35 protein-coding genes are annotated in these 22,494 nt (G+C 72.1%); 34 read left to right on the forward strand and 1 reads right to left on the reverse strand.

What is annotated here, in order from left to right:
* The first annotated feature begins 89 nt into the window (after window positions 1–89).
* The 34 genes from INN71_RS02600 (at window position 90) to INN71_RS02760 (ending at window position 22,208) form a co-directional block, all read left to right on the forward strand.
* Entirely contained in the window at window positions 90–677 is a 588-nt protein-coding gene (locus INN71_RS02600; RefSeq protein WP_277501118.1) for a hypothetical protein, read from the forward strand.
* Window positions 674–1,045: a hypothetical protein gene (locus INN71_RS02605; protein WP_277501117.1), complete on the forward strand. Its 372-nt coding sequence runs from the start codon at window positions 674–676 to the stop codon at window positions 1,043–1,045. The genes INN71_RS02600 and INN71_RS02605 overlap by 4 nt, the downstream gene beginning before the upstream one ends.
* Entirely contained in the window at window positions 1,042–2,481 is a 1,440-nt protein-coding gene (locus INN71_RS02610) for a site-specific DNA-methyltransferase (RefSeq protein WP_301799421.1), read from the forward strand. Before INN71_RS02605 ends, INN71_RS02610 begins: the two co-directional genes overlap by 4 nt.
* Window positions 2,478–2,765: a WhiB family transcriptional regulator gene (locus INN71_RS02615; RefSeq protein WP_277501654.1), complete on the forward strand. Its 288-nt coding sequence runs from the start codon at window positions 2,478–2,480 to the stop codon at window positions 2,763–2,765. Before INN71_RS02610 ends, INN71_RS02615 begins: the two co-directional genes overlap by 4 nt.
* Window positions 2,762–3,637 carry a hypothetical protein gene (locus INN71_RS02620; protein WP_301799423.1) on the forward strand — a complete coding sequence of 292 codons (876 nt, stop codon included), beginning with the start codon at window positions 2,762–2,764 and terminating at the stop codon, window positions 3,635–3,637. Before INN71_RS02615 ends, INN71_RS02620 begins: the two co-directional genes overlap by 4 nt.
* Window positions 3,634–3,792, forward strand: coding sequence for a hypothetical protein (locus INN71_RS02625; protein ID WP_301799425.1), 159 nt, complete (start codon window positions 3,634–3,636; stop codon window positions 3,790–3,792). The genes INN71_RS02620 and INN71_RS02625 overlap by 4 nt, the downstream gene beginning before the upstream one ends.
* A gap of 59 nt (window positions 3,793–3,851) precedes the next feature.
* On the forward strand, window positions 3,852–4,646 hold the full coding sequence (locus tag INN71_RS02630; protein WP_301799426.1) for an HNH endonuclease: 795 nt from the start codon (window positions 3,852–3,854) through the stop codon (window positions 4,644–4,646).
* Complete coding sequence (locus INN71_RS02635; protein ID WP_301799427.1) at window positions 4,646–5,599, forward strand: hypothetical protein; 954 nt, start codon at window positions 4,646–4,648, stop codon at window positions 5,597–5,599. The genes INN71_RS02630 and INN71_RS02635 overlap by 1 nt, the downstream gene beginning before the upstream one ends.
* Window positions 5,596–6,288, forward strand: a complete 693-nt coding sequence (locus INN71_RS02640; protein WP_301799429.1) for a hypothetical protein — start codon at window positions 5,596–5,598, stop codon at window positions 6,286–6,288. The genes INN71_RS02635 and INN71_RS02640 overlap by 4 nt, the downstream gene beginning before the upstream one ends.
* Window positions 6,285–6,797, forward strand: coding sequence for an HNH endonuclease (locus INN71_RS02645; protein ID WP_277501605.1), 513 nt, complete (start codon window positions 6,285–6,287; stop codon window positions 6,795–6,797). The genes INN71_RS02640 and INN71_RS02645 overlap by 4 nt, the downstream gene beginning before the upstream one ends.
* Window positions 6,794–7,297, forward strand: coding sequence for an ASCH domain-containing protein (locus INN71_RS02650; protein WP_277501604.1), 504 nt, complete (start codon window positions 6,794–6,796; stop codon window positions 7,295–7,297). Before INN71_RS02645 ends, INN71_RS02650 begins: the two co-directional genes overlap by 4 nt.
* On the forward strand, window positions 7,294–7,836 hold the full coding sequence (locus INN71_RS02655) for a hypothetical protein (protein ID WP_277501603.1): 543 nt from the start codon (window positions 7,294–7,296) through the stop codon (window positions 7,834–7,836). Before INN71_RS02650 ends, INN71_RS02655 begins: the two co-directional genes overlap by 4 nt.
* Window positions 7,833–8,180, forward strand: coding sequence for a hypothetical protein (locus INN71_RS02660; protein WP_277501602.1), 348 nt, complete (start codon window positions 7,833–7,835; stop codon window positions 8,178–8,180). The genes INN71_RS02655 and INN71_RS02660 overlap by 4 nt, the downstream gene beginning before the upstream one ends.
* Window positions 8,177–8,749 (forward strand): hypothetical protein, encoded by a 573-nt coding sequence (locus tag INN71_RS02665; RefSeq protein ID WP_277501601.1) that lies wholly within the window; start codon window positions 8,177–8,179, stop codon window positions 8,747–8,749. The genes INN71_RS02660 and INN71_RS02665 overlap by 4 nt, the downstream gene beginning before the upstream one ends.
* A complete protein-coding gene (locus tag INN71_RS02670; RefSeq protein WP_277501600.1) occupies window positions 8,746–9,246 on the forward strand; it encodes a hypothetical protein in 501 nt (166 codons plus the stop codon). The genes INN71_RS02665 and INN71_RS02670 overlap by 4 nt, the downstream gene beginning before the upstream one ends.
* Complete coding sequence (locus INN71_RS02675; protein ID WP_277501599.1) at window positions 9,243–10,244, forward strand: hypothetical protein; 1,002 nt, start codon at window positions 9,243–9,245, stop codon at window positions 10,242–10,244. Before INN71_RS02670 ends, INN71_RS02675 begins: the two co-directional genes overlap by 4 nt.
* Before the next feature lie 36 nt (window positions 10,245–10,280).
* Complete coding sequence (locus INN71_RS02680; protein ID WP_277501598.1) at window positions 10,281–10,619, forward strand: endonuclease domain-containing protein; 339 nt, start codon at window positions 10,281–10,283, stop codon at window positions 10,617–10,619.
* A 458-nt stretch (window positions 10,620–11,077) separates the two neighbouring features.
* Entirely contained in the window at window positions 11,078–11,233 is a 156-nt protein-coding gene (locus INN71_RS18085; RefSeq protein ID WP_367619021.1) for an HNH endonuclease, read from the forward strand.
* 205 nt (window positions 11,234–11,438) lie between these two features.
* Complete coding sequence (locus tag INN71_RS02685) at window positions 11,439–11,990, forward strand: hypothetical protein (RefSeq protein ID WP_277501597.1); 552 nt, start codon at window positions 11,439–11,441, stop codon at window positions 11,988–11,990.
* Complete coding sequence (locus INN71_RS02690; protein ID WP_301799431.1) at window positions 11,980–13,602, forward strand: hypothetical protein; 1,623 nt, start codon at window positions 11,980–11,982, stop codon at window positions 13,600–13,602. The genes INN71_RS02685 and INN71_RS02690 overlap by 11 nt, the downstream gene beginning before the upstream one ends.
* A gap of 32 nt (window positions 13,603–13,634) precedes the next feature.
* Window positions 13,635–14,993 carry a phage portal protein gene (locus INN71_RS02695; protein ID WP_301799433.1) on the forward strand — a complete coding sequence of 453 codons (1,359 nt, stop codon included), beginning with the start codon at window positions 13,635–13,637 and terminating at the stop codon, window positions 14,991–14,993.
* A gap of 67 nt (window positions 14,994–15,060) precedes the next feature.
* Window positions 15,061–15,990 (forward strand): hypothetical protein, encoded by a 930-nt coding sequence (locus INN71_RS02700; RefSeq protein WP_301799435.1) that lies wholly within the window; start codon window positions 15,061–15,063, stop codon window positions 15,988–15,990.
* Window positions 15,991–16,048: 58 nt separating this feature from the next.
* Entirely contained in the window at window positions 16,049–16,762 is a 714-nt protein-coding gene (locus INN71_RS02705) for a hypothetical protein (RefSeq protein WP_301799436.1), read from the forward strand.
* Window positions 16,763–16,865: 103 nt separating this feature from the next.
* On the forward strand, window positions 16,866–17,255 hold the full coding sequence (locus tag INN71_RS02710; RefSeq protein WP_277501643.1) for a head decoration protein: 390 nt from the start codon (window positions 16,866–16,868) through the stop codon (window positions 17,253–17,255).
* Between the two features lie 7 nt (window positions 17,256–17,262).
* Complete coding sequence (locus INN71_RS02715) at window positions 17,263–18,318, forward strand: major capsid protein (RefSeq protein WP_277501644.1); 1,056 nt, start codon at window positions 17,263–17,265, stop codon at window positions 18,316–18,318.
* A gap of 20 nt (window positions 18,319–18,338) precedes the next feature.
* A complete protein-coding gene (locus tag INN71_RS02720; RefSeq protein WP_301799437.1) occupies window positions 18,339–18,653 on the forward strand; it encodes a hypothetical protein in 315 nt (104 codons plus the stop codon).
* A 17-nt stretch (window positions 18,654–18,670) separates the two neighbouring features.
* Complete coding sequence (locus tag INN71_RS02725) at window positions 18,671–19,066, forward strand: hypothetical protein (RefSeq protein WP_301799438.1); 396 nt, start codon at window positions 18,671–18,673, stop codon at window positions 19,064–19,066.
* Window positions 19,060–19,491, forward strand: a complete 432-nt coding sequence (locus INN71_RS02730; protein ID WP_301799439.1) for a DUF6093 family protein — start codon at window positions 19,060–19,062, stop codon at window positions 19,489–19,491. The genes INN71_RS02725 and INN71_RS02730 overlap by 7 nt, the downstream gene beginning before the upstream one ends.
* Window positions 19,488–19,865, forward strand: coding sequence for a hypothetical protein (locus INN71_RS02735; protein ID WP_301799441.1), 378 nt, complete (start codon window positions 19,488–19,490; stop codon window positions 19,863–19,865). Before INN71_RS02730 ends, INN71_RS02735 begins: the two co-directional genes overlap by 4 nt.
* Window positions 19,862–20,281: a hypothetical protein gene (locus INN71_RS02740; RefSeq protein ID WP_301799442.1), complete on the forward strand. Its 420-nt coding sequence runs from the start codon at window positions 19,862–19,864 to the stop codon at window positions 20,279–20,281. The genes INN71_RS02735 and INN71_RS02740 overlap by 4 nt, the downstream gene beginning before the upstream one ends.
* An 11-nt stretch (window positions 20,282–20,292) precedes the next feature.
* Complete coding sequence (locus INN71_RS02745; RefSeq protein WP_301799444.1) at window positions 20,293–20,547, forward strand: hypothetical protein; 255 nt, start codon at window positions 20,293–20,295, stop codon at window positions 20,545–20,547.
* Window positions 20,544–21,074, forward strand: a complete 531-nt coding sequence (locus INN71_RS02750) for a hypothetical protein (RefSeq protein ID WP_301799445.1) — start codon at window positions 20,544–20,546, stop codon at window positions 21,072–21,074. Before INN71_RS02745 ends, INN71_RS02750 begins: the two co-directional genes overlap by 4 nt.
* A gap of 94 nt (window positions 21,075–21,168) precedes the next feature.
* Window positions 21,169–21,858, forward strand: a complete 690-nt coding sequence (locus INN71_RS02755; RefSeq protein ID WP_301799447.1) for a hypothetical protein — start codon at window positions 21,169–21,171, stop codon at window positions 21,856–21,858.
* Between the two features lie 194 nt (window positions 21,859–22,052).
* On the forward strand, window positions 22,053–22,208 hold the full coding sequence (locus tag INN71_RS02760; protein WP_301799448.1) for a hypothetical protein: 156 nt from the start codon (window positions 22,053–22,055) through the stop codon (window positions 22,206–22,208).
* Window positions 22,209–22,221: 13 nt separating this feature from the next.
* On the opposite strand, the gene INN71_RS02765 is transcribed toward INN71_RS02760, so the two are convergent.
* Complete coding sequence (locus INN71_RS02765; RefSeq protein ID WP_301799450.1) at window positions 22,222–22,485, reverse strand: hypothetical protein; 264 nt, start codon at window positions 22,483–22,485, stop codon at window positions 22,222–22,224.
* Window positions 22,486–22,494: the final 9 nt, after the last annotated feature.

The following is a 22,494-nucleotide window of genomic DNA, read 5'->3' on the forward strand; positions in this document are numbered from 1 at the left end:
ACGCGCGCCCCCACCGCCCCACCTCTCGACGGCGTCTCGGACCACCACGGTCCGGGGCGCCGTTCTCGCATCCAGGAAGGAGCCGCAGCGTGCTCGACCCCGAGCAGTACCGCCTCCTGAACCGCGCCTCTGCGCCGTGGCTGACGCTCTGGCTGATCGTCGACTTCGAGGGCGGCCGGGCGCACGCCATCGGCGGCCAGGGCGGCGGGTCCTACGCCCTCCCGGACGGCTCGACCGGCTGGTACGCCACCAGCACCGCCGGGATGACCGGGTCCCGTCGGATCGGTGACCCACCGAAGGTCACCGTCACGTGGCAGGAGGCCCGCCGCTGGGTCGCGTCACTCCCCGCGGCGGTGGTGCAGAAGGCCGCCGCGCTCCGCGCCGAGGGCCACACCCGACAGGCCGCCTACCCGAACCACTACCCGGGCATCGGCCGCCCCTACTGCTGGGACCAGCAGTGCACCACCCCCGACTGCGAGCAGTGCGCCCAGGACCGCGCCGACCTCGCCGTAGCGCACCAGCGCCGCGACGTGGAGCGCGAGGCGTGGCACCTGGAGCAGCGCGCTCACGACCGCCGCGTCCGCGCGTTCCTCGCCGCCCTCGCGCCCGACGACGAACCCACCGACCTCCTCGCCCTGCTCGAGCAGCAGGCCACCTCTTCCGGAGCACCCGCATGAAGATCACCCGCCCGTTCTGGCACTACACGTGCGACGACAAGGTGGCAGCCATCCAGGGCGCCGGCGTCGTCGTCCCGGGAACCCCCGACACGGACGGCCCCGGCCGCTACGGCTGGTTCGCCGACCTCGCCCACCCGGTCCGCGACGCCCTCGGCCTCACCTCGCAGGTCCTGACCTGCGACCGCACCCGGCACCGCTTCCGCGTCACCGACCCCGACGCGCTCACCCACTGGATCCGCGTCCGCCGCAGCCACCCGTGGGCCCTCGACCTCGAGACCGCCCCGGGCGCCCGGCTCATGCACTGGTGGGTCGCCACCGTCCCGGTCCCGGTCATCTACGACCCCATCACGACAGGACCCCGACCATGAGCGCCCCGCACCACACCGACGAGCGGATCACCGTGCACCACGGCGACTGCCTCGATGTCCTCCGCTCCGACACGCTCGGCTACCCCTTCGAGCTCGGCTACGGCCCTCGCCTAGTGCCCGACAACAGCGTCGACGCCGTCGTCACCGACCCGCCCTACGGCCTCGGCTTCATGGGCAAGGAGTGGGACAGCGGGAAGTCGTTCGTCGAGCGGAGGGCAGCGAAGTCCAACCACTTCGACCACGTCGGCGGGAACCACAACCCGGCGAACAGCGCCGACCAGCAGCGCACGCGGCTCCGCGAGAACGCCGCGTTCGGGGCGTGGTGCGAGGAGTGGGCCCGCGAGTGTCTGCGTGTCCTCAAGCCTGGCGGCCACATGCTGGCGTTCGGCGGCACCCGCACCTGGCACCGGCTCTCGTGCGCTGTGGAGGACGCCGGCTTCGAGGTCCGCGATTCGATCGCGTGGCTGTACGGCTCCGGGTTCCCAAAGTCGATGAACGTCGCCAAGGCGATCACCGGCACGCAACTGGGGCACGGCAGCAACTCGGGAGCCATCCGCCGGGCCACGATGGGCAACGAGTACGAGCCGTCTGGCGTCCGAGGCCCCCGCGCCGGCGTGACGCGGCGCAGCGACACCGGCATGGCCAACCGGGACCTTCCGCTCACCGAGGACGCCGAACCGTGGACCGGCTGGGGCACCGCGTTGAAGCCTGCCTTCGAGCCGATCGTCGTCGGCCGCAAGCCCCTGGCGGGGACCGTGGCCGTCAACGTCCTCACCCACGGCACCGGCGCGCTCAACATCGACGCCTGCCGCGTGGGCTCAGACTCCACGCGGCGAAGCAACACCGCCGAGATGGGCTACCACGGAGGCAACCTCGCGTCGTCGTACAACACCGGCAGCGAGCTGGGGCGTTGGCCCGCGAACGTCGTGCTCGACGAGTCTCAGGCCGCGGAGCTCGACGAGCAGGCCCCTGAGACGGGGGGCGCTGGGCGTGCGTCGGGACCCTCGCTGCGCGGCGCTACCGACGCGACCGTCGCGTACGGCGGTCGAGGCGGCTGGGACGGTGAGCCCGCCTACTACGGCGACAGCGGCGGTGCGTCTCGGTTCTTCTACGTGGCCAAGGCCGACCAGTCCGAGCGCGTCCGGGTCGGCGGCGTCGCCCACCCCACGGTGAAGCCGCTCGACCTGATGCGGTGGCTCGTTCGCCTCGTCAGCCCACCGGGCGGCACGGTCCTCGAACCTTTCGCAGGCTCCGGGACCACCGTCGAGGCGTGCATCCTCGAGGGCTTCCGCTGCGTCGCGATCGAGCGGGAGGTGGACTACCTCCCGCTGATCCGTCAGCGCATCGCCCGCCGCCTCGACCCGGTCGCGGCGGTCCGCGGCGCCGGTGGTGACGGCGGCCTGTTCGATTTGCTGGCGCAGGAAGGTCCGTCGTGAAGCGCTACGACGGCGGCGTGTTCCCGGCGTGGATGGGCGCCCCGGGCCGTCCCTGCGGCACCGGCAACCCGGAGGACTGGTTCACGCGCCTCGAGGCGGCCGGCACCCCCAACCCCACCCAAGTCGCGGCCGCCCGCGCCCGAGCCGCGGCGCTGTGTGCTGGCTGCCCGGTCCTCACCGAGTGCCGCGACCACGCGCTCGCCGCCCCCGGCCTCGAAGGCATCTGGGGCGGCACCACGCCCCTGCAGCGCCGAGAGGCCCGTACACGAGAGGAGGCGTCGTGAACCCCGACGACCCCCGCCACGGCACCTACGCGGGCGCCTGCCAGCACCAGCGAGACGGCGAGCGGGTGGAGGACTGCCCGCCCTGCCTCAACGCCCGCCGCGTCTACCACCGGCGCCGCGGGAAGCTCCGCACGATGGGCCGCCCGGGCTACCTCGAGGTCACCGCCGGGCACCTCGCGAAGATCACCAACGCCCGCGCCTCCGGGATGTCGGCGCAGCAGGTCGCGGACGCCATCGGGTTCGACCTCACCGCCCTTCTCCGCATCACGAACGCGGGGGAGGGCTACAGGGTCCGCGCGGCCACCTGGCAGCTTCTCGACCAGTGGCGTCCCCACCCGCCGACGGTCACCGGCGTGGGGATCCTCCGCCGCCTCCGGGCCCTCACGTGGATGGGCTGGTCCGCCGGGCAGCTCTCGGCCCGGTTCGGGATCCACGAGCAGACCATCACCGAGGGCCTCAACCTCTCCCGCACCGTCTGGCACGAGCACACCACCACACGGGTCGTTGAGGGCTACTCCCGCCTGTGGCAGACCCCGCCCCCCACGGGCACCTCGCGGGAGAAGGCGGCCGCGACCCGGCTGCGGCGCGTCGCCCGCGAACGCGGCTACGTCCCGGGCGCAGCCTGGGACAACATCGACGACGCCACCGAGACCCCCAAGGGGATCGGATTCGACCACCACGGCGACGTCGACGAGGTCAAGGTCGCCCGCATCGTCGACGGCGACTTCCACCTCGCCGCCACAACCGCGGAGCGCCGCGAGGTCTGCGCCCGATGGGCCACCACCGGCCGCCCGTTCGCAGAGCTGGCGCGCGGCACCGGCTGGAAGATCGAGCGGTACTTCCGCCCCGAGCTCACCGAGGGGGCCGCGTGACCGACGAACTCCACGAGGCCATCTACACCGAGGAGGGCGGCGGGACGGTGGTGACCTGCTCCTGCGGGTGGCTGCAGTGGCACCCGAGCGACCCGTCCGCGCGCAGGGCAGCGGCCGACCACCGGCGCAGCAAAACGCCGAGCGGAAGCCCGTGAGTGTCGGAGCCCGCCGCCACACTCCGGGCACCGCACAGTCGCCACGAAGGAGCCCCCCGATGAGCGAGCGCACCACCATCCCGAAGCGTGTCCGGTTCGCCGTGATGACCCGCGACGGGTTCCGCTGCTACTACTGCGGCACCGGCCGCGACGACGGCGCGAAGCTCACCATCGACCACGTCGTACCGGTCGCCCTCGGCGGCGACGACGACCCCGGCAACCTTGTCACCGCCTGCGAGCCGTGCAACAGCGGGAAGTCGTCGGTGCCACTCGACGCACCCCAGGTCGAGGCCATCGCCGAAGACGCGCTGCGCTGGTCAGTCGCTATGCAGCAAGCAACCTCCGAGGCCCGCGCCCAGCGGGTGGACCTGAACGTCTGCCTCGAGGTGTGGTCGACGCGGTGGAACGACTGGGGCTACACGGCCGCGGACGGTGAACGCGTCCGTATCCCGCTGCCGGGCGACTGGCAGCCCAGCGTCCGCAACATCCTCGAGTGCGGCGCCGACATCGACACGCTCGTCGAGCTGATCGACGTCGCCATGACCTCGAAGGCCAAGGACACGTTCCGCTACTGGTGCGGATGCGCCTGGAACCACGTGCGCGCCCTCCAGGACCGCGCCAAGGAGATCCTCGCCGAACCGACCAGCGACCCGCAGTGGTCGCCCGAGTACTCGACCGACGACCTCGTCCGCGAGGCGTACTGGGAAGGCCACGTCGCCGGCTACGACGCCGGACACCAGGACGGCTGGGAGGGCGGCATCAAGTTCGGCCGCCACGGCCGCGACGTCGACAACGACGCCCGCCCCGAGCCCGTCCGCCTCGACCAGATCCTCGCCATCCCGAAGGAGCCCTGATGCCACGAATCCGCTCGGTGAAGCCCGAGTTCTGGACCCACTTCCCGACCGCCCGCCTCTCCCGCGACGCCCGCCTGCTCTACATCGGCCTGTGGAACTTCGCCGACGAGCACGCCCGCCTCGCCGGCGACCCGCGCTTCGTGAAGGGCCAGGTGTTCCCCTACGACGACGACCTCGACGCCACCGGCGTGGACGCGCTGCTCGACGAGCTGGAGGCCGCGGGGAAGGTCGAGCGGTACAACGTCGACGGTGCCCCGTTCCTCGTCCTGCCGGGCCTCGGCCAGCACCAGCGCCTCGAGCCGGGGAAGGTCCCGTCCCGACTCCCGGGACCCGAACAGGGGCACCGCCCGGGCCGACCAGCGCGCCGCGCGGACTCGTCTGCGCGGGACTCGGACGAGTCGCCGCCGGACCCAGACCCACACCCTGTGGATAACCCGAAAACCGAACACGACGAGGCATCTGCCCAGGTCAGAGGCCAGTCTGCGCGCCGCGCAGATGAGTCCGCGCGAGACGCCGACTCATCTGCGCTTCTTTATGTAGCAGGGAGCATGGAGCATGTAGCAGGGAGCATGGGTGCTGCTGCGGCAGCACCGCGCGAGCGCGCGCACGACGAGCCGCCGCCGCTGCTGCCGCCCGCGGTCGAGATCCTCCGAGCCCAGCTCGACGCCCGGAAGCTGACCGTCCGCTGGGACAAGCTCGACGCCTCCGCGCTCGCCGAGGTCGAAGCCCTCATCGACCTCCACGGCGACGGTCCCCTCGTCCGAGCCGCCGTCCAGTCCTACCGCCCCGACAGCCCGCCCGCGTTCGCGCAGGCGTGGCTGAAGTCGTGGCGGGCCTTGCCCGCACCTGGCCACCTGCTGCGTGTCGCCGACCCCGCATGCACCGAGCCCGGCCACACAGGCACCACCCGCTACTGCGTCCAGTGCGCAGCCGAACAGAAGGCAGCCCGATGACCCGACCCCTCGTCTTCGTCGACACGGAGCCCACCTCGCTCGACCCGTCCCGCCGCCCGTGGGAGGTGTGCCTGATCCGCCGCGCCCCCGACAGCACCGAGCGCACCACCTGGGTGATGGTCGAGGACGTCGACCTCGCCTACGCCGACCCCGACTCGCTCCGCATCGGCGGCTTCTACGACCGCCACCCGGCCGGCTCCGGCCTCGCGGTCGTCCAGCGACCAGGCCCGTGCCGCCTCGAGGTCCTCCGCGAGGACCGCCTGGCCCGCATGGTGGAGCGCGAGACCCGCGGCGCCACCCTGGTCGGGGTCAACCCCGGCTTCGACGTGCACGTGCTCGACAAGATGCTCCGCCGCCACCGCTTGGCGCCGGCGTGGCACTACTGGCCGGTCGACGTGAAGTCGATGGCGATCGGGGCGCTCCACGCCCGGGGGCTCGACGACCTCCCCGACTCCTCCGACGCGCTCGCCGAGCTGTGCGGCGTGACCCCTGTCCCGCCCGCGATGCGCCACACCGCGATGGGCGACGCGACGTGGGCCCGCGACTGGTACGACCGGCTCGCCACCGGCCGCGGGTGGGCGGTGGGAGAGAACCCGCACACCGAGCCGCACCTGTGCGACCCGACCCCACCGCCGTTCATCGCGGACCCTCGCGTCCTCGATGGCGGGCGGAAGGCAGCGGGCCGGTGAGCCTGCGCCATACCGCGCTGGTGCGCCGCACGGAACTGCGGCGCACCGAGCTGGCCCGGACTGCCCCGATGCAGCGGTCGCGGGAGAAGCGCCTGAGCCGGGCGCAGACGGCCGGGAAGGCGCCGCGGGACACCGGGCCCTCCACGAACGTCCGCCGGGTCGTGCTGGGCCGCGCGGACGGCTGCTGCGAGGTGTGCGGCCGGCAGCTGTACGGCGACGACGGGTGGGGGTCGTTCCCGCACTCGTTCCACCACCGCCGGCCGCGGGGGATGGGCGGCACCAGCCGGGCGGACGCGAACAGCCCTGCGAACCTGCTGCTGGTGTGCGGGTCGGCGACGACCCCGGACGGCTGCCACGCCCTCATCGAGACCCAGCGCGTCCTCGCGCTCTCGACCGGCTGGCTGCTCCGCCAGGACGAGGACCCGCTGCAGGTCGCCGTCGTGCTCCACGCCTACCCGGGCGAGCGCACGTACCTCCACCACGACGGCGGCGTCAGGCCCGCAGCATGAAGGCCCTCACCGTCCGCCAGCCGTTCGCCGGCGCCATCGCGTCGGGCGAGAAGACGATCGAGAACCGCACCACCAGGTGGTCCCACCGCGGCCCCCTCGCGATCCACGCCGGCTCCCGCCCAGACGCCGAGTGGGCGTTCGACATGGTCGAGCGCCTCACCGGCCGCCCCGTCCCCAACCCCGGGGTCCCGCGCTGCGCGCCGCGGTGGCGCATGTCCGCGGTCATCGCCGTCGTCGACCTGGTCGACGCCCACGACGAGACCGAGTGCCGCCTCGGCTGCTCCCCGTGGGCCATGCGCGCGGTCGACCTCTGCGCCGACCACCGCAAGGGCCGCTGCTCCACCACCCACCGGCCCGCCTGGCACTACGAGCTCGCCAACGCCCGGCTGCTGCCGGTCCCCATCCAGGCCGACGGAGCGCTCGGCCTCTGGACCCTCCGACCGGACCTCGCCGTCCGCGTCGCCCGACACATCGACCTCACCCTCGAGGAGACCCCGTGATCCCGCACCGCGCCATCTGGCACACCGACGACGTGCTCGTCACCGACAGCTACGACCGCATCGGCACCACGCTGGCCGACGCCATCCGCCGCTGGCTGACCGAGCACCACATCCCCGACGACGTCCCGCTCGACGCCTCGTGGCCCGCCCCGTTCCCGGACGCCGTACTCGCCGAGCCCGGCGCGCACGAGTGCCCGACGTGCGGCCACGACCCGAACGCGGAGCTGCGGGAGCAGTACTCCACCACCGACGCGGGGGTCGTCTACCCCTTCGTGGAGGACGAGGTCTGCAACGTCACCGGCTTCGGCCACCAGCCCAAGGCCGCCTTCGCCGAGGCGGTCAACCGCTGGGACCGCGTCGTCGGCGGCGTCGAACTTGCCGACGGAAACGCGGGGTGGACGGCCGCCCACGTCAGCCACAAGTGGGCGCTCGCGTTCGAGGACGAGCACTTCTGGAACCGCGACCCGAGGACCGGCGAGCCGATCACCGGGGCCACGCCGGGCGCGTTCCCGATCACGACGCTCTGGGGCCAGCGGTGAGCGGCGACATCCTGGCCGCGATCGAAGGGGCCCTCGACGACTGGGAGACCAGCCCCGACGCCATGCGGTGGACACCCGACCCGCCGCCGACTCAGCCGACGTCCGTCCTCGGACCGCGCATCGCGAGCCGCGCGGTCACCTTCCGGGTGCACGTCGACCTGAGCCCGTTCATCACTGCCGTGACCGAGGCGGCCCGAGCCATGGCGGCCCTGATGGCCGGCCTGCACATCGACCCCCTCTCCGGGGTCGCGCGCCCCGTCGACACCCACCACCCGCGCCCGTTGCCGATCGACGGTGCGGCGTACCACCGCCGGCGCCGAGCCCGCACCAGGAGGACCCGATGACTCTCCACACCCGAGTGATGATCACCAGCCCCGGGGTCCGCGCTGCCGACGCGTTCCTCCGCATGCGCCAGCTCATCGGCGCCGGCGAGCAGTACGACGCGCGGACCTCACCGCACGGCCTGCACATGGACCTCGGACAGGGCCTTCCCGCTCTCCTGTGGGTCGACCACCGGGACGGTGACCTGATCCCGGCCGAGACCTGCGACGAGTACTGCGATGCGTTCTGCGACACCACCGACGCCGAGCGTTACTGCCTCCGGTTGCACGACCCGGCCGGCTACGTCCTGGTCCACTTCGACACGGGCTACGGCTACACCGCGGTCAACGGCGCGGGGTGCCGCGACCTGCACGCGTGGCTGGTGCGCGAGTTCGGGGCGTGGCTCGATGACCGCGGCGCGACGTGGCGCTGGTACGACGAGTCCGGTGACGGGTGGCTGCCGAGCAGCACGCCGTGGGGGACGGGCTACGAGTGGCACGCGGGAGACGCTGACCGCGGTGCGCTGACGGCTGCAGATCACGAGCGGTCGGAGCGCAACCGGCGGGACAACCTGCTGCGGCGGTCGGCGTGATCCGCCCCGAGACCGAAGACAGCCGGGATGTGGTGGCCGCGGCTGACTCCATCGAGCCAGGCAAGGGCGCCCACCTGAGCGCCAAGGAGGTGCGAGAGCTGGAGCAGTACGTCAACGCGGTGCGTGAGCGCCTGCACCTCACGCACTGGACAGTCTGGATCGCTGCCGACCCCGCTGAGGAAGGCGTGCACGCCTCGGTGCACCCGACCGAGGGCCGGTTCATCGCGATGATCTACTTCGCGACCGACTGGCGTGACCAGCCCGAGGACATCCTCCGCAACACCATCACGCACGAGCTGCTGCACCTCGTGCACCGCGACCAGACCGACACGATCCGGTGCGCGCTCCAGGACTCCGGCTACCTCCCCGAGAAGGCGTTCACGCTCCTGTGGCGGGCGTTCGCTCTCCACACCGAGGCCATGGTCGACCACCTCGCGGGCGTGCTCGCTCCGACGATGCCGCCCGCCCCCACGCCGTCACGAGAGGCCCACGCATGACCCAGTGCCGACCAGCGGGCCGCCACGAGCCCCGCGTCATCCCCGGCCGCCACGCCGAGGACGCCCACCCCCACGCCGCCGAGGACGAGTGCCGCGGCTGCCTGCCCTGCACCGAGCCCCACTGCCGGGTCTGCGGCAACACCCACATCGACGGCACCTGCGCCGAGTGCCTCGCCGTCACCCGCGCCGACCTCCACGAGATCGCCCGCATGGTCGACGCGCTCCCCGCCGAGGTCAAGCACCGCGGCGTGGACTCCGAGGCGATGATGCTGCTCGGCCCCGCCAGCGACCCCGAGGCGTGGCACCACCACGCCGCCTCGGCGCTGGCCGGCCGAATCGTCCCGCCCGACTGCGACGCCCGCGACGTCGACGAGCTCAAGGCGTGGCTCGACCAGCAGGCCGGCGACGAGCTCCACCCGCTGTGGGTCCTCGGCACCTGGGACATGCTCTGGCGCGACACCCTCGAGCACGACCAGCCGAACCCCGACGAGCCGTTCACCATCGCGGTGGCCGTCGACTACCTCGACCGTCAGCTCTCGTACATGGGCGGCTACGAGCACCTCGACTTCGCCCCGTTCGCCCGCGACCTGCGCCGCTGCCGCCGGCACGTGGAGAACGTGCTGCGCGACGGAGAGCGCCGGGAGCACACCCGGGTGCCTTGCCTCGACTGCGGCGTGCGGCTCGCGGTGGTCTACGCCGACAAGACCGAGGACGACAGTCACGAGTGCCCCCGCTGCGGCCGTGTCTACAACCAGGGCGAGTTCGCCCGAGCCAAGGCGGACTGGCTCGCACACGAGGGAGCATCGCGGTTCGTGCCCATCTCGGACGCCGCCAACGCGATCGACCGACCCCAGCACACCGTCCGCACCTGGCTGCGGCGGATGACTGTCGGTGCCGTCTGCGACCTTCGGACCCGACGACTCCTGGTGTGGTGGCCCGACGTCCGCGACGCGCACCAGGAGAGTCGCGCCCGCAAGCACCACGGGAAGGCGTCCTGATGCCCTATGCTTTGAACAACCCCAGCGGTAATCGGCATGCCCGGAAGTAGGCGCGTCTGCGCCGAGGCGGGCTGCCCCACGCTGGTCGAGGCCGGTGCCCGAGGTGGGCGCTGCCTCGACCACCGGCGCCAGGTCGAGCGCGAGCGCGGCTCGGCCACCGCCCGCGGCTACGACTACACCCACACGCAGCTGTCCAAGCGGATGCGGGCCGAGGCCGTCGGCATGACGTGCCACCTGTGCGGCGATCGCATGGCCGCCGATCAGGACCTCGCCCTCGACCACACCGGGGATCGCAGCGGCTACCGCGGCGTGGTCCACCTCAGTTGCAACGCCCGCGACGGCGCACTGCGCGGCAACGCCCAGCGTCTCCGCTAGCACCGACACCCCGCCGCCCAGACGGCCCCCGCACGCTCGCCCAGAGGGCCAGCGACGGGGGTCGTGGCGTTTCCGAAGGGAGGGACGCCGGTGCCGGCTGCCCGAACATGCGACGTCCCCGGCTGCCGCAACGGCCACCGTGCCCGCGGCTACTGCGCCACGCACTACAACCGCCTCGTGATGGGCGAGAGCTCGCGGCACCCGAAGGAGCAGCGGCCGTGCGTCGCCTGTGGCGCCGTGGTCGTGCGCCGCGTCGACGCCTCGTACGCCACGACGTGCAGCGTGCGCTGCCGCAGCGTGGTGCAGTGGGGCCACCGCCTCGCCCCCAGCTCGGGGTACGACTGGGCGCAGGACGCGGTTAAGCGTGCTCGCGCCGCGGGCGTGGCGATCGTCGAGGTGTTCGACCGGGCCGATGTGTTTGCTCGCGACGAGTGGACCTGCCAACTGTGCGCCATCCGGTGCACCGATCCCGACCCGTACACCTTGACCGCGGCGACCGTCGACCACGTCGTCGCCCCCTCGCCGACCAAGGCGAGCACAGCAGAGCGAACGCTCAGACCCTCTGCCTGTCGTGCAACAGCAGCAAGCAAGCGGGTATCGCACAGAAGGTATAGCCCTCGCCGGTCTGCCCAGGGGGGTGGGCCGAACCCGGTCCGGTGGAGACCGCGGAGGAGACCTGAAAAAGGTGCGGAGGGTTCAAAAGTTCCGGCCCCGGGCCAGCGCCCGCGCCGGTATAGCACCAGACGCATACCGGATCGGGCGCGACGCCCGACCGGTCCGCCGACGTGGGCGCGACGCCCACCTCGAGGAGGTTGGACCGTGGCCAGTGGAGGTGCACGCAACCGGTCGGGGCCGTCGCTGAACCCCAACTCGGGGCGCAGCGACAGCCGCGGCGTCAGCCTGACCGCTCTGCCGTCCGAGGGACGCAAGGGTCACGCCCCGGCGTTCCCGCTGCCGAAGGTCCAGCGTTGGCTCACCCTGGCCGGCGAGGGCGGCTCGAAGATGCGCGTGCCCGACAAGGCGGCGTCCAACGAGTTTCGCAAGCGTGAGCTGCAGATCTGGCGCGACCACTGGAAGATGCCGCAGGCGGTCGCGTGGGAGCTGGAGCGCTGGCGCTGGCCGACGATTGCTGAGTTCTGCCGCCTCAAGACCGTCGTCGAGCTCGAGCCGGACGCCAACGCGTCGCTCGTGGCGCAGCTGCACCGCTTCCGCGACCAGATCGGACTCACCCCGGCCGGGCTCCGTGAGAACGGCTGGGCCATCGCGACCGACAGCCTGGGCGTGAAGCGGGCCGAGAAGGAACAGGCGGCGCCCCCCGCGCCGCGGTCTTCCCGAGACCGGATGAAGGTCGTCACCGGCAATGGCCGGTGACGCCCTTGCCCTCGACTTCGACCCGCTGCTGACCCTCGGGTTCATCGTCACCGACTGGGTCGAGGCGCACTGCCGTGTCCCCTCGGGCGTGATGGAGAACGACCCGCTGGAGTTCAACGGCTGGCAGCTGTTCTGCACCGCCAACCACTACCGGGTCCACGCCCGTGCGATCGCCGACTCGCGGCGTCTGCTCGCCCCGTTCGTGTACCGCCGTTCGGTCATCGTCGGCCCCCAGAAGTGCGGAAAGTCCCCGTGGGGCGCCGCGATGCTCCTGGCCGAGGCCGTGGGCCCCACGCTCTTCGACGGGTTCGCTCGCGGCGGCGAGGTGTACCGGTGCGCCGACCACGGCTGCGGCTGCGGATGGGAGTACGAGTACCAGGTCGGCGAGGCCATGGGGATCCCGCGGCGCAAGTCGCTGCTCGGGCTGCTCGCGTTCGCGGAGTCGCAGACCAACAACGTCTACGAGCCGCTGCAGACGATGATCCACTCGGGTCCGCTGGCCGAGTTCGTGCACGTGCGCGAGGGGTTCATCCGGCTCCCGAACCGCGGGAAGATCGTGCCGCTGTCGTCGGCGGCGAAGTCGAAGCTCGGGCAGCCCCTCACCGGCGGCCTGGGTGACGAGTCGGGGCTCTACACGTCCTCGAACCGGGTGCTCGACACGTGGCAGACCATGCGCCGGGGCATCGCCGCGATGCAGGGCCGCACCATCGAGCTGACGAACCCGTGGGACCCGATGGAGAACTCGGCCGCCCAGCAGGCTTTCGAGTCGCGGGTGAAGGACATCTTCCGGTACTACCGGAAGCCGCCGGCGGAGCTGGACTACCGCAAGAAGCGCGACCGTCACCAGATCCACGTCCACGTCTACTCCGACTCGCCGTGGGTCGACCCCAAGAGCATCGACGCTGAGGCTGACGAGCTCGTGGAGAAGGACCCAACGCAGGCGGAGCGGTTCTTCGGGAACCGGCTGGTGCAGGGCCTCGGGTCGTTCCTCACCGACGCGCTGTGGGGCGACGCCGTCGAGGTCGAGGTGTCAGGGTCGATCTGTGCTGGCTTCGACGGGTCGAAGTCGGGGGACTGGACCGCGATCCGCGCCGAGACCCAGGACGGGCACCGGTTCACGCCCACCTACGGGCCCGACGACCGGCCGATGATCTGGAACCCGGACGAGTGGGGTGGCCGGATCCCGAAGGACGAGGTCAAGACCGCGGTCGCGACGCTGTTCGAGCGGTACGACGTCGAGCGTCTCTATGCCGACCAGGACCCCATCTGGGGGACACAGATCGACGAGTGGGCGCTCGAGCACGGTGAGGACGTCGTGGTCCCGTTCCCCACCCGGTCGATCACGCGGATGCACTTCGCGCTCGACCGGTACATCAACGACATCGCCGAGGGCGCCACCACCCACGACGACTGCGCGATCACCCGCACCCACGCGCTGAACGCGCGCAAGGTCGGGAAGCCGGGCGACAAGTACATCCTCGGCAAGCCGTCGGACCACCAGAAGATCGACGCCCTGATGGCCGACGTCCTCGCTCACGAGGCTGCTGCCGACGCTCGAGCGAGCGGTTGGGAAGCGAACACGGGCCCCGCCTACATCCGGTTGCGCCGCTGACTGCTCCGACGTTGGAAGGGAGGCGGGTGCTCGTGGCTCTCGACCAGAGCGAGATCGACCTCCTGAACCGGCTGCGGGCCCGCCTGGGCGCGCGCCGGCGGCACGACGAGCTGATGTGGCGCTACTACCTCGGTCAGCAGCGCATCGAGCAGCTCGGCATGGCGATCCCTCCCGAGATGCGACGATTCCTGGTCATCACGAACTGGTGCCGGACGCTGGTCGACACCATCAACGACCGCCAGCAGGTGCGGTCGCTGGTGCTGCCCGGTCAGGAGACCGCCGACGGGGACCTGCGGGCGATCTGGGACGCGAACAACCTCTCTGCGCACTTCTCGATGTTCAACATCGACCGGCAGGTGTTCGGTCGCGGGTTCCTCACCGTCGGCAGCAACGAGCGCGACGAGGACCTCCCGCTGGTGCGGGTCGAGTCGCCGCGGCAGATGACCGGTGTCATCGACGCCCGCAGCGAGCAGATGACGGCTGCCGCGCGGTTCTTCCGCTCCACCAACGTCGACGGCGCCCGGGTCTCCTGCTCGACGCTGTACCGGCCCAACGTCACCGTCCACACGGAGCTGCGGCGCGGCCGGTGGGTCGAGGTCGACCGCGACGAGCACAACCTGGGCGCGGTGCCGGTCGTGATGCACCTCAACCGGCGGGTGTCGGGGGAGTGGGAAGGCGAGTCGCAGATGAGCGACCTCATCCCGCTCGTCGACGCCGCCGCACGGTCGCTGACGAACCTGCAGTTCGCGCAGGAGGCCCACGGTGTGCCGTCGATCTGGGCCACCGGCATCGCGAAGGGCGACTTCGTCGACGACAAGGGCCAGCCCGTCCCGCTGTTCGAGGCGTACTTCGACGCCATCAAGATCCTGACCAGCAAGGAAGCCAAGTGGGGGCAGTTCTCCCAGGCCGACCTGAAGAACTTCCAGACCGCGCTGGAGATCTACGGCAAGGAGGCTGCCAACGTCTCCGGCTTCCCGGCTCGCTACTTCGGGCTGCTGTCCTCGAACCCGCCGGCCGAGGGCGCCATCCGCGCCGACGAGGCGCGGCTCGTGCGCTCGGTGGAGCGGCAGAACGAGGAGCTCGGCATGTCGCTGGGCTGGGTCGGTGCGCTCGCCATGCGGTTCCGCACCGGCGAGTGGGTGACCGGCAACCGCGTCCGCGTCGAGTGGTTCGACCCCGCCACCCCCACCGTGTCGCAGCGTGAGGACGCGCTCGCGAAGCGGCACGCGCAGAAGGTCCTGTCTCGGGAGGGCTACTGGGACGAGCTCGGCTGGTCCGAGGCGCGCAAGGCCAAGGAGCGGGAGTACTTCGCGGCCGAGGCCGGCGACCCCACGCTCGAAAGCATCGACCGGACGCTGAGGAATGCCGACCCCGCCGGCCTCGGCGAGTAGGCACCAGCGGCGCATCGCGCGGCTCCTGGCCATCGCCCGGGCCGGGGTACGGCGAGCGTGGTCCCGGATGGACCCCGCGTCGACGTCGTGGGAGGACCAGTACCAGCAGGAGGTCGCGGGGCCAGCGCTCGCGCTCATCGCGGGCGCGCAGGTCCTGGCCGCACGCGAGTCCGACGTGTACGTCGCCGACGTCCTCAACGAGCTGGCGTTCGGGCCCCGCACCGAACCGGGTGTGTTGCGTCCCGAAGCGTTCACGGGCGTCTCCGGCGACGGGCTGCCCACAGGAGGGCTCCTCGAGCAGGCTGTCGCCCACGCTGGCCAGCGGTACAACGACCTGCGACGGACCGACCTCAGCGAGACCCTCACCGTCACCCGCGGGCCCGACATCGTCCTCGCCCGCCAGGCGCTCGACGACACCCAGGACTACATCGACGGCCTCGTCGAGACCATCCTGGCCGACACCGCCCGCGCCGCCGACGAGGCTGCGATGGCCCAACGGCCGTGGGTCACCGGTTGGGTGCGGATGGCCGAACCCGGGGCGTGCTCGCGGTGCATCGTGCTGACCGGCCGGTTCTACCTGTTCAACGAGGGGTTCGAGCGCCACCCGCGGTGCCGCTGCACCCACCTCCCGGCCCCCGACAACCGCACCGCCGCCGGCCGCGAGACCCTCGACCGGCTCATGGCAGTGGAATCCCCGGACTCCCACTTCGCGGCGCTCACCGAGACCGAACAGGACCGGGTGTTCGGCGCCGCGGGCGCGCAGGCGATCCGCGACGGCGCGGACATCTCCCGCGTCGTGAACGCACGGCGAGGGATGCGACGAGCGCAGGTCGCCGGCCGCAGCGTGCTCCTCACGACCGAGGCGACCACCCGCCGCGGCCGCACCCCTGGGCAGACCCGCGGCCCGCGGCTCATGCCGGAGTCGATCCTCGCGCTCGCCGGCGACGACCCCGCCGAGCGGATCCGTCTGCTCCGGCTCCACGGCTACATCACGTAGCCCCCACAGACCACCCCGAGGCGCGAGGCCGAGGGGAACTCCGCGACGGAGGAACCCAGTGAAGCGACTCAAGCTCAGCCCGCGCGACGCGGCCTGGCTGAACCACACCATCGCCCGCAACCAGGCCACGTTCGGCGGCTTCACGATGATGGCCGACGACGGCGGCGCGGACGGTGGCGACGGCGGCGGGAAGGGCGGTGAGCCCGGCAATGACGACGGTGGCAAGGACGGCAAGTCCGGGTCCGGGGGCGACCCCCAGGACAAGGACAAGACCGGCGGGCAGGACAAGGGCGGCGACGACACCCTCGGCGACGGCGGCAAGAAGGCCCTCGACGCCGAGCGCACCGCCCGCAAGCAGCTCGAGAACCAGCTGTCGGACCTCAAGAAGGGGCTCCTGTCCGCACTCGGTGGCGACACCGACGGCAAGAGCGACGACGGCGACGTCCTGAAGTCGGTGCAGCAGCAGCTCGCCGACATCAAGCACGAGAACACGGTCCTCGCGCTGGCCACCCGGCACCGCATCACCGACACCGCCGACCTCGAGCTCCTCAAGAGCACCCGCGACCAGGCGGCGCTCGACAAGCTCGCCGCCCGCCTCGCGCCCAAGGACGGCGACCAGGACAACGGCGGCGGGAACAGCGGCGGGAACGGCAAGCCGAAGCCGGACCGCACCCAGGGCGGCGCCGGCGGCGACGCCGACGACAAGCCCTCGGTCGACCGCGGCCGCGAGCGGGCCCGCCAGCGTCACCCGCGCCGCAGCAAGACCTCCTGACCCTCCCTGCGGGGTCCACGGAGGACCGGTGGCCCCAGGGGCCGCCCCGCCCCTGAACCACCACCCAGCACTACCCCTCTTCGACCCCAAGGAGTGACACGAGATGGACCTCTCCGTCCGCATCGAGAACTTCGGGCAGGACGACCAGACCTGGATCGGTGCCGCCCACGGCATCGACCTCGCCCGGTCGATCACGCTCGACACCTCGGCGTTCACCGCCGCCACCCACTACCCCAACGGGTACATCCGCGGCGGCACCCCGCTCGGCAAGATCACCGCCACCGGCCTCTACGGCCCCTACGACAACGCCGCCGCCGACGGCCGGGAGACCCTCGCCGGGTTCCTCCTGACGCCGACGAAGCCCGGCGCGGTCCCCACCGCCGACGTCCAGGCCCCGCTCTACGAGCACGGCCGCGTCGTCGAGGTCAACCTTCCCATCGCCATCGACGCTGCCGGCAAGGCCGACGTCGACGGCCGGATCACCTTCGAGTGAGGCACACATGTACCTGAACACGGACTACATCGAGCCGACGGAGCTGACCGGCTACGTCCGCCAGCGCCTGCAGGACCTCGCGGTCAACCAGTTCCGGCTCAGCCGGTTCCTGCCCGACCGCCCGATCGACGACATCGACTACCGCTTCACCCGCGGCGGCGAGGGTCTGATCGAGGCGGCCACCTTCCGGTCCTACGACACCCCCTCGCGGTTCGGGTCCCGCCCGGGCGCCGTCCGGGTGTCGGGGCAGCTGCCCCCGGTGTCGCGGCAGATCAAGCTGGGCGAGTACGACCGGCTCAAGCTGCGCCAGGCCAGCGACGACGCGATCGTCAACGCCATCTACGACGACGCCGACCGCATGGCCCGCGCCGTCGCGGCCCGGATGGAGCTCGCGCGAGGCGAGGCCCTCACCACGGGCAAGGTCGTCATCAACGAGGGCGGCGTCGTCGCGTCCGTGGACTACGGCCGCAAGGGCACCCACACCGTCGTCGCGGGCACCCCGTGGACCACGCTCACGGCGCCGGCGCTGGAGAACCTCATCGCCTGGCGTGACACCTACCGGGCCAGCAACGGCGCCTCCCCGGCCGCCGCGCTCACCTCGCAGCGGGTCATCTCGCTGCTGCAGCGCAACGCCGAGGTCATCGCCGCCATCGCGGGCACCCAGACCGGCCGGACCCGCGTGAACCGCGCGGAGCTGGACGACCTGCTCGCCTCCGAGGAACTGCCCCCGCTCGTCGCGTACGACGCGCAGGTCGCGGTCAACAAGCAGACCGTGCGGGTCATCGCGGAGGACAAGCTCGTGTTCACCGCCGACCAGGCCCCCCTGGTCGAGGGCGAGGACGGCGACTACGCCGTCGCCGACGCCTCCGAGATGGGCGCCACCCTGTGGGGCACCACCGCGGAGTCCCTCGAGGAGGAGTACGGACTGGCCGGCGACGAGGCCGGGATCGTGGCCGGCGTCTACAAGCAGCCGAACCCGCTGTCGTACTTCACGAACGCGGTCGGGATCGGTCTGCCCGTCCTCGCCAACCCCGACCTGACGTTCTCCGCCGACGTCTTCTGATCCAGGAAGGAACACCTGCCATGGGCAAGAAGCTCACCGCCTACGTGACCGTCGGTGCGACCACCTACCCGCCCGGTGTCGTGCCGGACGAGGTCGCGAAGGAGGTCACCAACCCGAAGGCGTTCGCCACGGGCTCCGCCTCCCCGGCCGAGGCCCCCGACGCCGACGACACCGGCAAGGAGTCCGGCGCGGGCGAGCCGCCCCGCGCCGGCAAGGGCTCCGGCGTCGACGCCTGGGCGTCGTACGCCAAGGCCCTCGGCCTCGAGGTGAAGGACGACGCCACCCGCGACGAGCTCATCGAGCTCGTCGACCAGCACAACAGCACCAACTCCTGAGAGGAGGTGGGGCGGCCGTGACCGTCACGCCGACAGACGTCGCCGAGAACCTCGGCCGCCCCGCCCCCGACCAGAACTCCCCGCTGTACAAGCAGTGGGACCGGTGGATCACTGCGGTCCTGCTCGTCATCAAGAACCGCCTCGGCCCCACCGAGCAGCTCGACCAGGACACGCTCGACTACGTCGTGCTCGAGACGGTCTCCGAGCGCGCAGCGGTGGCGCTGCGCCAGGGGCAGACCTCCACCACTGTCACCGTCGACGACGGCACCGTGACGAACCGGTGGGAGAACAGCACCGACACCCGCGGCTTCGACTTCGACGACCGCTGGTGGGGATGGGCCCTCCTCCTGCCGCGCACCTCCCAGGAAGGGTTCTCCACCCGCCCGACCTTCGCCCCCGACCGCCGATGCTGAACTTCCACGAGCAGCTCGCCGCCGGCCTCGACCAACTCCGCGGCTACGCCGAAGACCGCATGCGCTCCCGCGTCGCTGTCGGTCGCCGCACCGGCGGCCGGGGCACCGACCCCACCACGGGCGCCCTGGTCGACCAGTACGTCGTCGTCCACCCGGACCTCGCCGCTCGTCTAGCCGGGAACGCCAACGGCCAGTCGCAGTCCACCCGCGCCGCGGCAGGCGCCGCCGAGGCGAGCCTCGCGAAGCGGGTGCTGCACCTGCCCTACTCCACGCCCGAGCTGTCCGACGGCGACATCGTCCACATCGTCGTGGGGGAGCGCGCCGGGACGTGGTGGCGCATCGAGGAAGGCGACCTCGCCGACCAGCAGGCCGCAGCCCGGTACCCCGTGACCGCGACGACACGACCGGAGGGGTGGCCGCTGTGACCCTGTCCGACCTCGCCCGCGACATGCGGGCCATCCCGCCCCGCGCGGCCCGCGACATGCGGGAGATCGTCCGCGACGGTGTGCGCGCCGGCGCCACGTTGTCGCGGCAGAACGCGGAGCGCACCTCTGGGGCGCACGGCAAGCACGCCCCGAAGGCCATCAGCAGCGAGATGCACAGCGGCGGCGGGCTGTTCGGGAACTCGATCTCCGGCGAGTGGGGCTTCGACGCCAACAAGCCCCAGGGCGGCATGAGCTGGGAGACCGGCTCGCGGAACCAGCCGGCCCACCTCCCGCTGGCCAAGGCCGCCGACATCATCGGGCCCCAGTTCGCGGTCGAGGTGCACCGGGCGACCGGGCGCTGGTACTGGCTGTGAGCGCCGCGACCGCAGAGGCCACCGCCGCCGCGCTCGTCGCGCAGGTTCGCACCCAGGTCGCCGCCGCCGTCGGTGTCTACCTCGCCGACGAGGTGCCCGGCACGAACGGCGACGACAGCAGCCGCCTCCCACCGCGGTGGGTCGAGGTCGGCCTGTCCCGCACCTTCGGCGGCGTCTACCGCATCGGCGCCCGGCCCAGCACCACCGCGCACTACGTCACCGTCGGCACCGCCGACGGCAACGTCCCCAGCGTGCAGCGCCTCCAGCAGCAGACCGCAGCGGCGCTCGAGGGGGCCCGCATCCAGATCGGCGCGGCGTCGACGTCCCCGCTGGCCTTCTACGCCCAGACCGACGTGACGTACCTCCGCGACCTCGGCCGCTACTGGCAGCTCACGACCTACTCGTTCGCGATCTGAGGAGACCGCCCGTGCCCGACAACCTCGTCCGCGTCCGCCACCAGGGGCGCGAGTTCAACTACGGCCGGGACGCCGCCGAGCTCACCGGGCTCGAGGTTCTCGACGACGAGCCGACCCGCCGCCGCGACGGCTCGCCCCGACCCGCGACCCGTGCCGCCAACGGCCGGCGCGCCAAGCCCACCACGAAGCTCGCTCCCGCCAAGAAGGCGGCGGCGAAGGAGGCGGTCACCTCGTCCGCCAACGACACGAAGGAGCAGGACCAGTGACCATCGTCTTTCCCGAGACCACCAAGGCGCGCGGCAACACCAGCATCGGCGTGCTGACCGCCTACAACGGCGACGGGACGCTCTCCCTCGCCACGGACGTCAACGTCGACACCTCCCTGATCGTCTCGTGCTTCATGTACGGCGACGAGTGGGGCATCACCACGAACGAGAACGTCGGGCAGGGCCCCAAGCCGTTCTGCTCGAAGAAGGTCCCGCAGGAGTTCGGTGACGAGACCGTCGAGGTCGCCGCGCTGCAGTACTCCTACGACCCCCAGGGCGCGGCGGCCTCCGAGGCCAACCGGGCGAAGACGCTCCTCGTCCCCGGGACCGAGGTGTGGCTTGTCGTGCGTCGCGGTATCGACGCGGAGACCGAGCCGTTCGCGGTCGGGGACATCGTGGACCTGCACCGCGTGGTGCTCGGCAAGCAGAACAAGACCCAGACCGGCGCCGGCGAGTTCGACATCTACACGATCACCCAGCGCGCGGTGCACCGCCAGTCGGTCGAGGACGTCGCGATCGCCGCCTGACCGGCACCCCCACCACGCCCGCCGCCGGACGCCATGCCGAGTCGTCCGGCGGCGGGTCACCACTCGGCACCACTCGGCCAGCCAGGAGCGCCCCATGCCCAAGTCCCTCAGCGAGCTGCGCGCCGACACCCGGCCCGACGGCCAGCCGCGCCGCGTCGAGCGCATCAAGTCCATCTGCCTCGCGCAGCACCTCGTAGCCGAAGCTCAGCGGCTGCAGGCGGCCCGTGCCGACGCGTTCACGGCCGTCCGCACCGAGCAGGAGGGCGAGGCCCCCCGCTCGATGGTCCGGTCCCCGGCCGAGTCGGCGCTCAACGCCATCGACACCGAGCTCGCCGCCATCGGCGAGCAGATGCGGGACGCGACCGGCGAGCTGCTCCTGCGCGGGATGACCGGCGGCGAGTGGCGCCGATGGGTCAGCGAGCACCCGGCTCGCAAGGGCAACGCCATCGACGAGCGGTGGGGACTCGGCGTCGTGGACGCCGACGCCCTGGCCAACGACCTCGGCAAGTGGGTGGTGTCCTACAACGACGAGCCCGTCGACGCCGACGCCCTCGCGTTCATCCTCGACAGCGCCGCGGCCGCCGACGTCAACGACATGGTGTCGATCGTCGTGCAGATGCACGAGATCTCGGTGACGATCCCAAAATCGCGGAGCGCCTCGTCGGACAGCCCGACGAGCGCGCCCGCCTCGACCTCGCCCGCACCCTCGGAGTCGCACCGCGACGGCTCTACGGCTGGGAGCCCGCCGAGCGCCACGAGCACTACGACGCCGACGGCGAGCTGACCGGCTACACCGTCGTCACCCGCGAACCCGAGTGGTCCGATCAGGACCGAGACCTGCTGCTGGCGCTCGCGGCCTACGAGCGCGGGGTCTGCGAGTGCGGCTACCACGCCTCGCTCGCCGCCGACAGCAGCAACTTCTTCACCTTCGAGGTCTCGACGTGCCCGGTGTGCGCCGGCGCCGCACAGTACGCCCGCGTGCAGCAAGCCGCCGACGAGCGCGAGGAGAAGCGAGGCAGCGGCGAGACGTTGCCCCCTCAGGCTCGCCGAGCGAGCGATGGGCGGCGGACGCACATCCGCCTGATGACCGAGCGGGAGAAGGCCGAGACCCTGGCGAAGGCAGGCGGCCGCTAGCGCTCGGCGGGGGTCACGCCGCGCCGGGGGTCTCGTCGTCTAGTGGAACAGGCGCAGACGCGTAGAAGAGCACCGCCGCGGTCGCCGCGACAGCGATCAGCAGCGCCAGCAGCACGGGCCCCTCCACGGCGGCAAGTACCAGCGCGGCGATGACGCCAGCGACCGCCCCGCTCCCGAGGGCGTTGCCCACCTTCCGCATCCGCCACTCCGCCAGCAGCGACAGATGGACCATCAGCACCTCGATGTCCTCGCGGCTGGCCGGTTCGTTCGCGCTCATGCGCTGAGC

Source organism: Nocardioides sp. ChNu-153 (genome assembly GCF_030466625.1).
In the GTDB taxonomy this organism is placed as follows: domain Bacteria; phylum Actinomycetota; class Actinomycetes; order Propionibacteriales; family Nocardioidaceae; genus Nocardioides.

Coding starts and splice junctions, on each gene's coding strand:
- INN71_RS02605 (WP_277501117.1), top strand. CDS start 674: ATGAAGATCACCCGCCCGTTCTGGCACTACACGTGCGACGACAAGGTG.
- INN71_RS02610 (WP_301799421.1), top strand. CDS start 1,042: ATGAGCGCCCCGCACCACACCGACGAGCGGATCACCGTGCACCACGGC.
- INN71_RS02630 (WP_301799426.1), top strand. CDS start 3,852: ATGAGCGAGCGCACCACCATCCCGAAGCGTGTCCGGTTCGCCGTGATG.
- INN71_RS02635 (WP_301799427.1), top strand. CDS start 4,646: ATGCCACGAATCCGCTCGGTGAAGCCCGAGTTCTGGACCCACTTCCCG.
- INN71_RS02640 (WP_301799429.1), top strand. CDS start 5,596: ATGACCCGACCCCTCGTCTTCGTCGACACGGAGCCCACCTCGCTCGAC.
- INN71_RS02650 (WP_277501604.1), top strand. CDS start 6,794: ATGAAGGCCCTCACCGTCCGCCAGCCGTTCGCCGGCGCCATCGCGTCG.
- INN71_RS02665 (WP_277501601.1), top strand. CDS start 8,177: ATGACTCTCCACACCCGAGTGATGATCACCAGCCCCGGGGTCCGCGCT.
- INN71_RS02675 (WP_277501599.1), top strand. CDS start 9,243: ATGACCCAGTGCCGACCAGCGGGCCGCCACGAGCCCCGCGTCATCCCC.
- INN71_RS02680 (WP_277501598.1), top strand. CDS start 10,281: ATGCCCGGAAGTAGGCGCGTCTGCGCCGAGGCGGGCTGCCCCACGCTG.
- INN71_RS02690 (WP_301799431.1), top strand. CDS start 11,980: ATGGCCGGTGACGCCCTTGCCCTCGACTTCGACCCGCTGCTGACCCTC.
- INN71_RS02700 (WP_301799435.1), top strand. CDS start 15,061: ATGGACCCCGCGTCGACGTCGTGGGAGGACCAGTACCAGCAGGAGGTC.
- INN71_RS02710 (WP_277501643.1), top strand. CDS start 16,866: ATGGACCTCTCCGTCCGCATCGAGAACTTCGGGCAGGACGACCAGACC.
- INN71_RS02715 (WP_277501644.1), top strand. CDS start 17,263: ATGTACCTGAACACGGACTACATCGAGCCGACGGAGCTGACCGGCTAC.
- INN71_RS02720 (WP_301799437.1), top strand. CDS start 18,339: ATGGGCAAGAAGCTCACCGCCTACGTGACCGTCGGTGCGACCACCTAC.
- INN71_RS02730 (WP_301799439.1), top strand. CDS start 19,060: ATGCTGAACTTCCACGAGCAGCTCGCCGCCGGCCTCGACCAACTCCGC.
- INN71_RS02755 (WP_301799447.1), top strand. CDS start 21,169: ATGCCCAAGTCCCTCAGCGAGCTGCGCGCCGACACCCGGCCCGACGGC.
- INN71_RS02765 (WP_301799450.1), bottom strand. CDS start 22,485: ATGAGCGCGAACGAACCGGCCAGCCGCGAGGACATCGAGGTGCTGATG.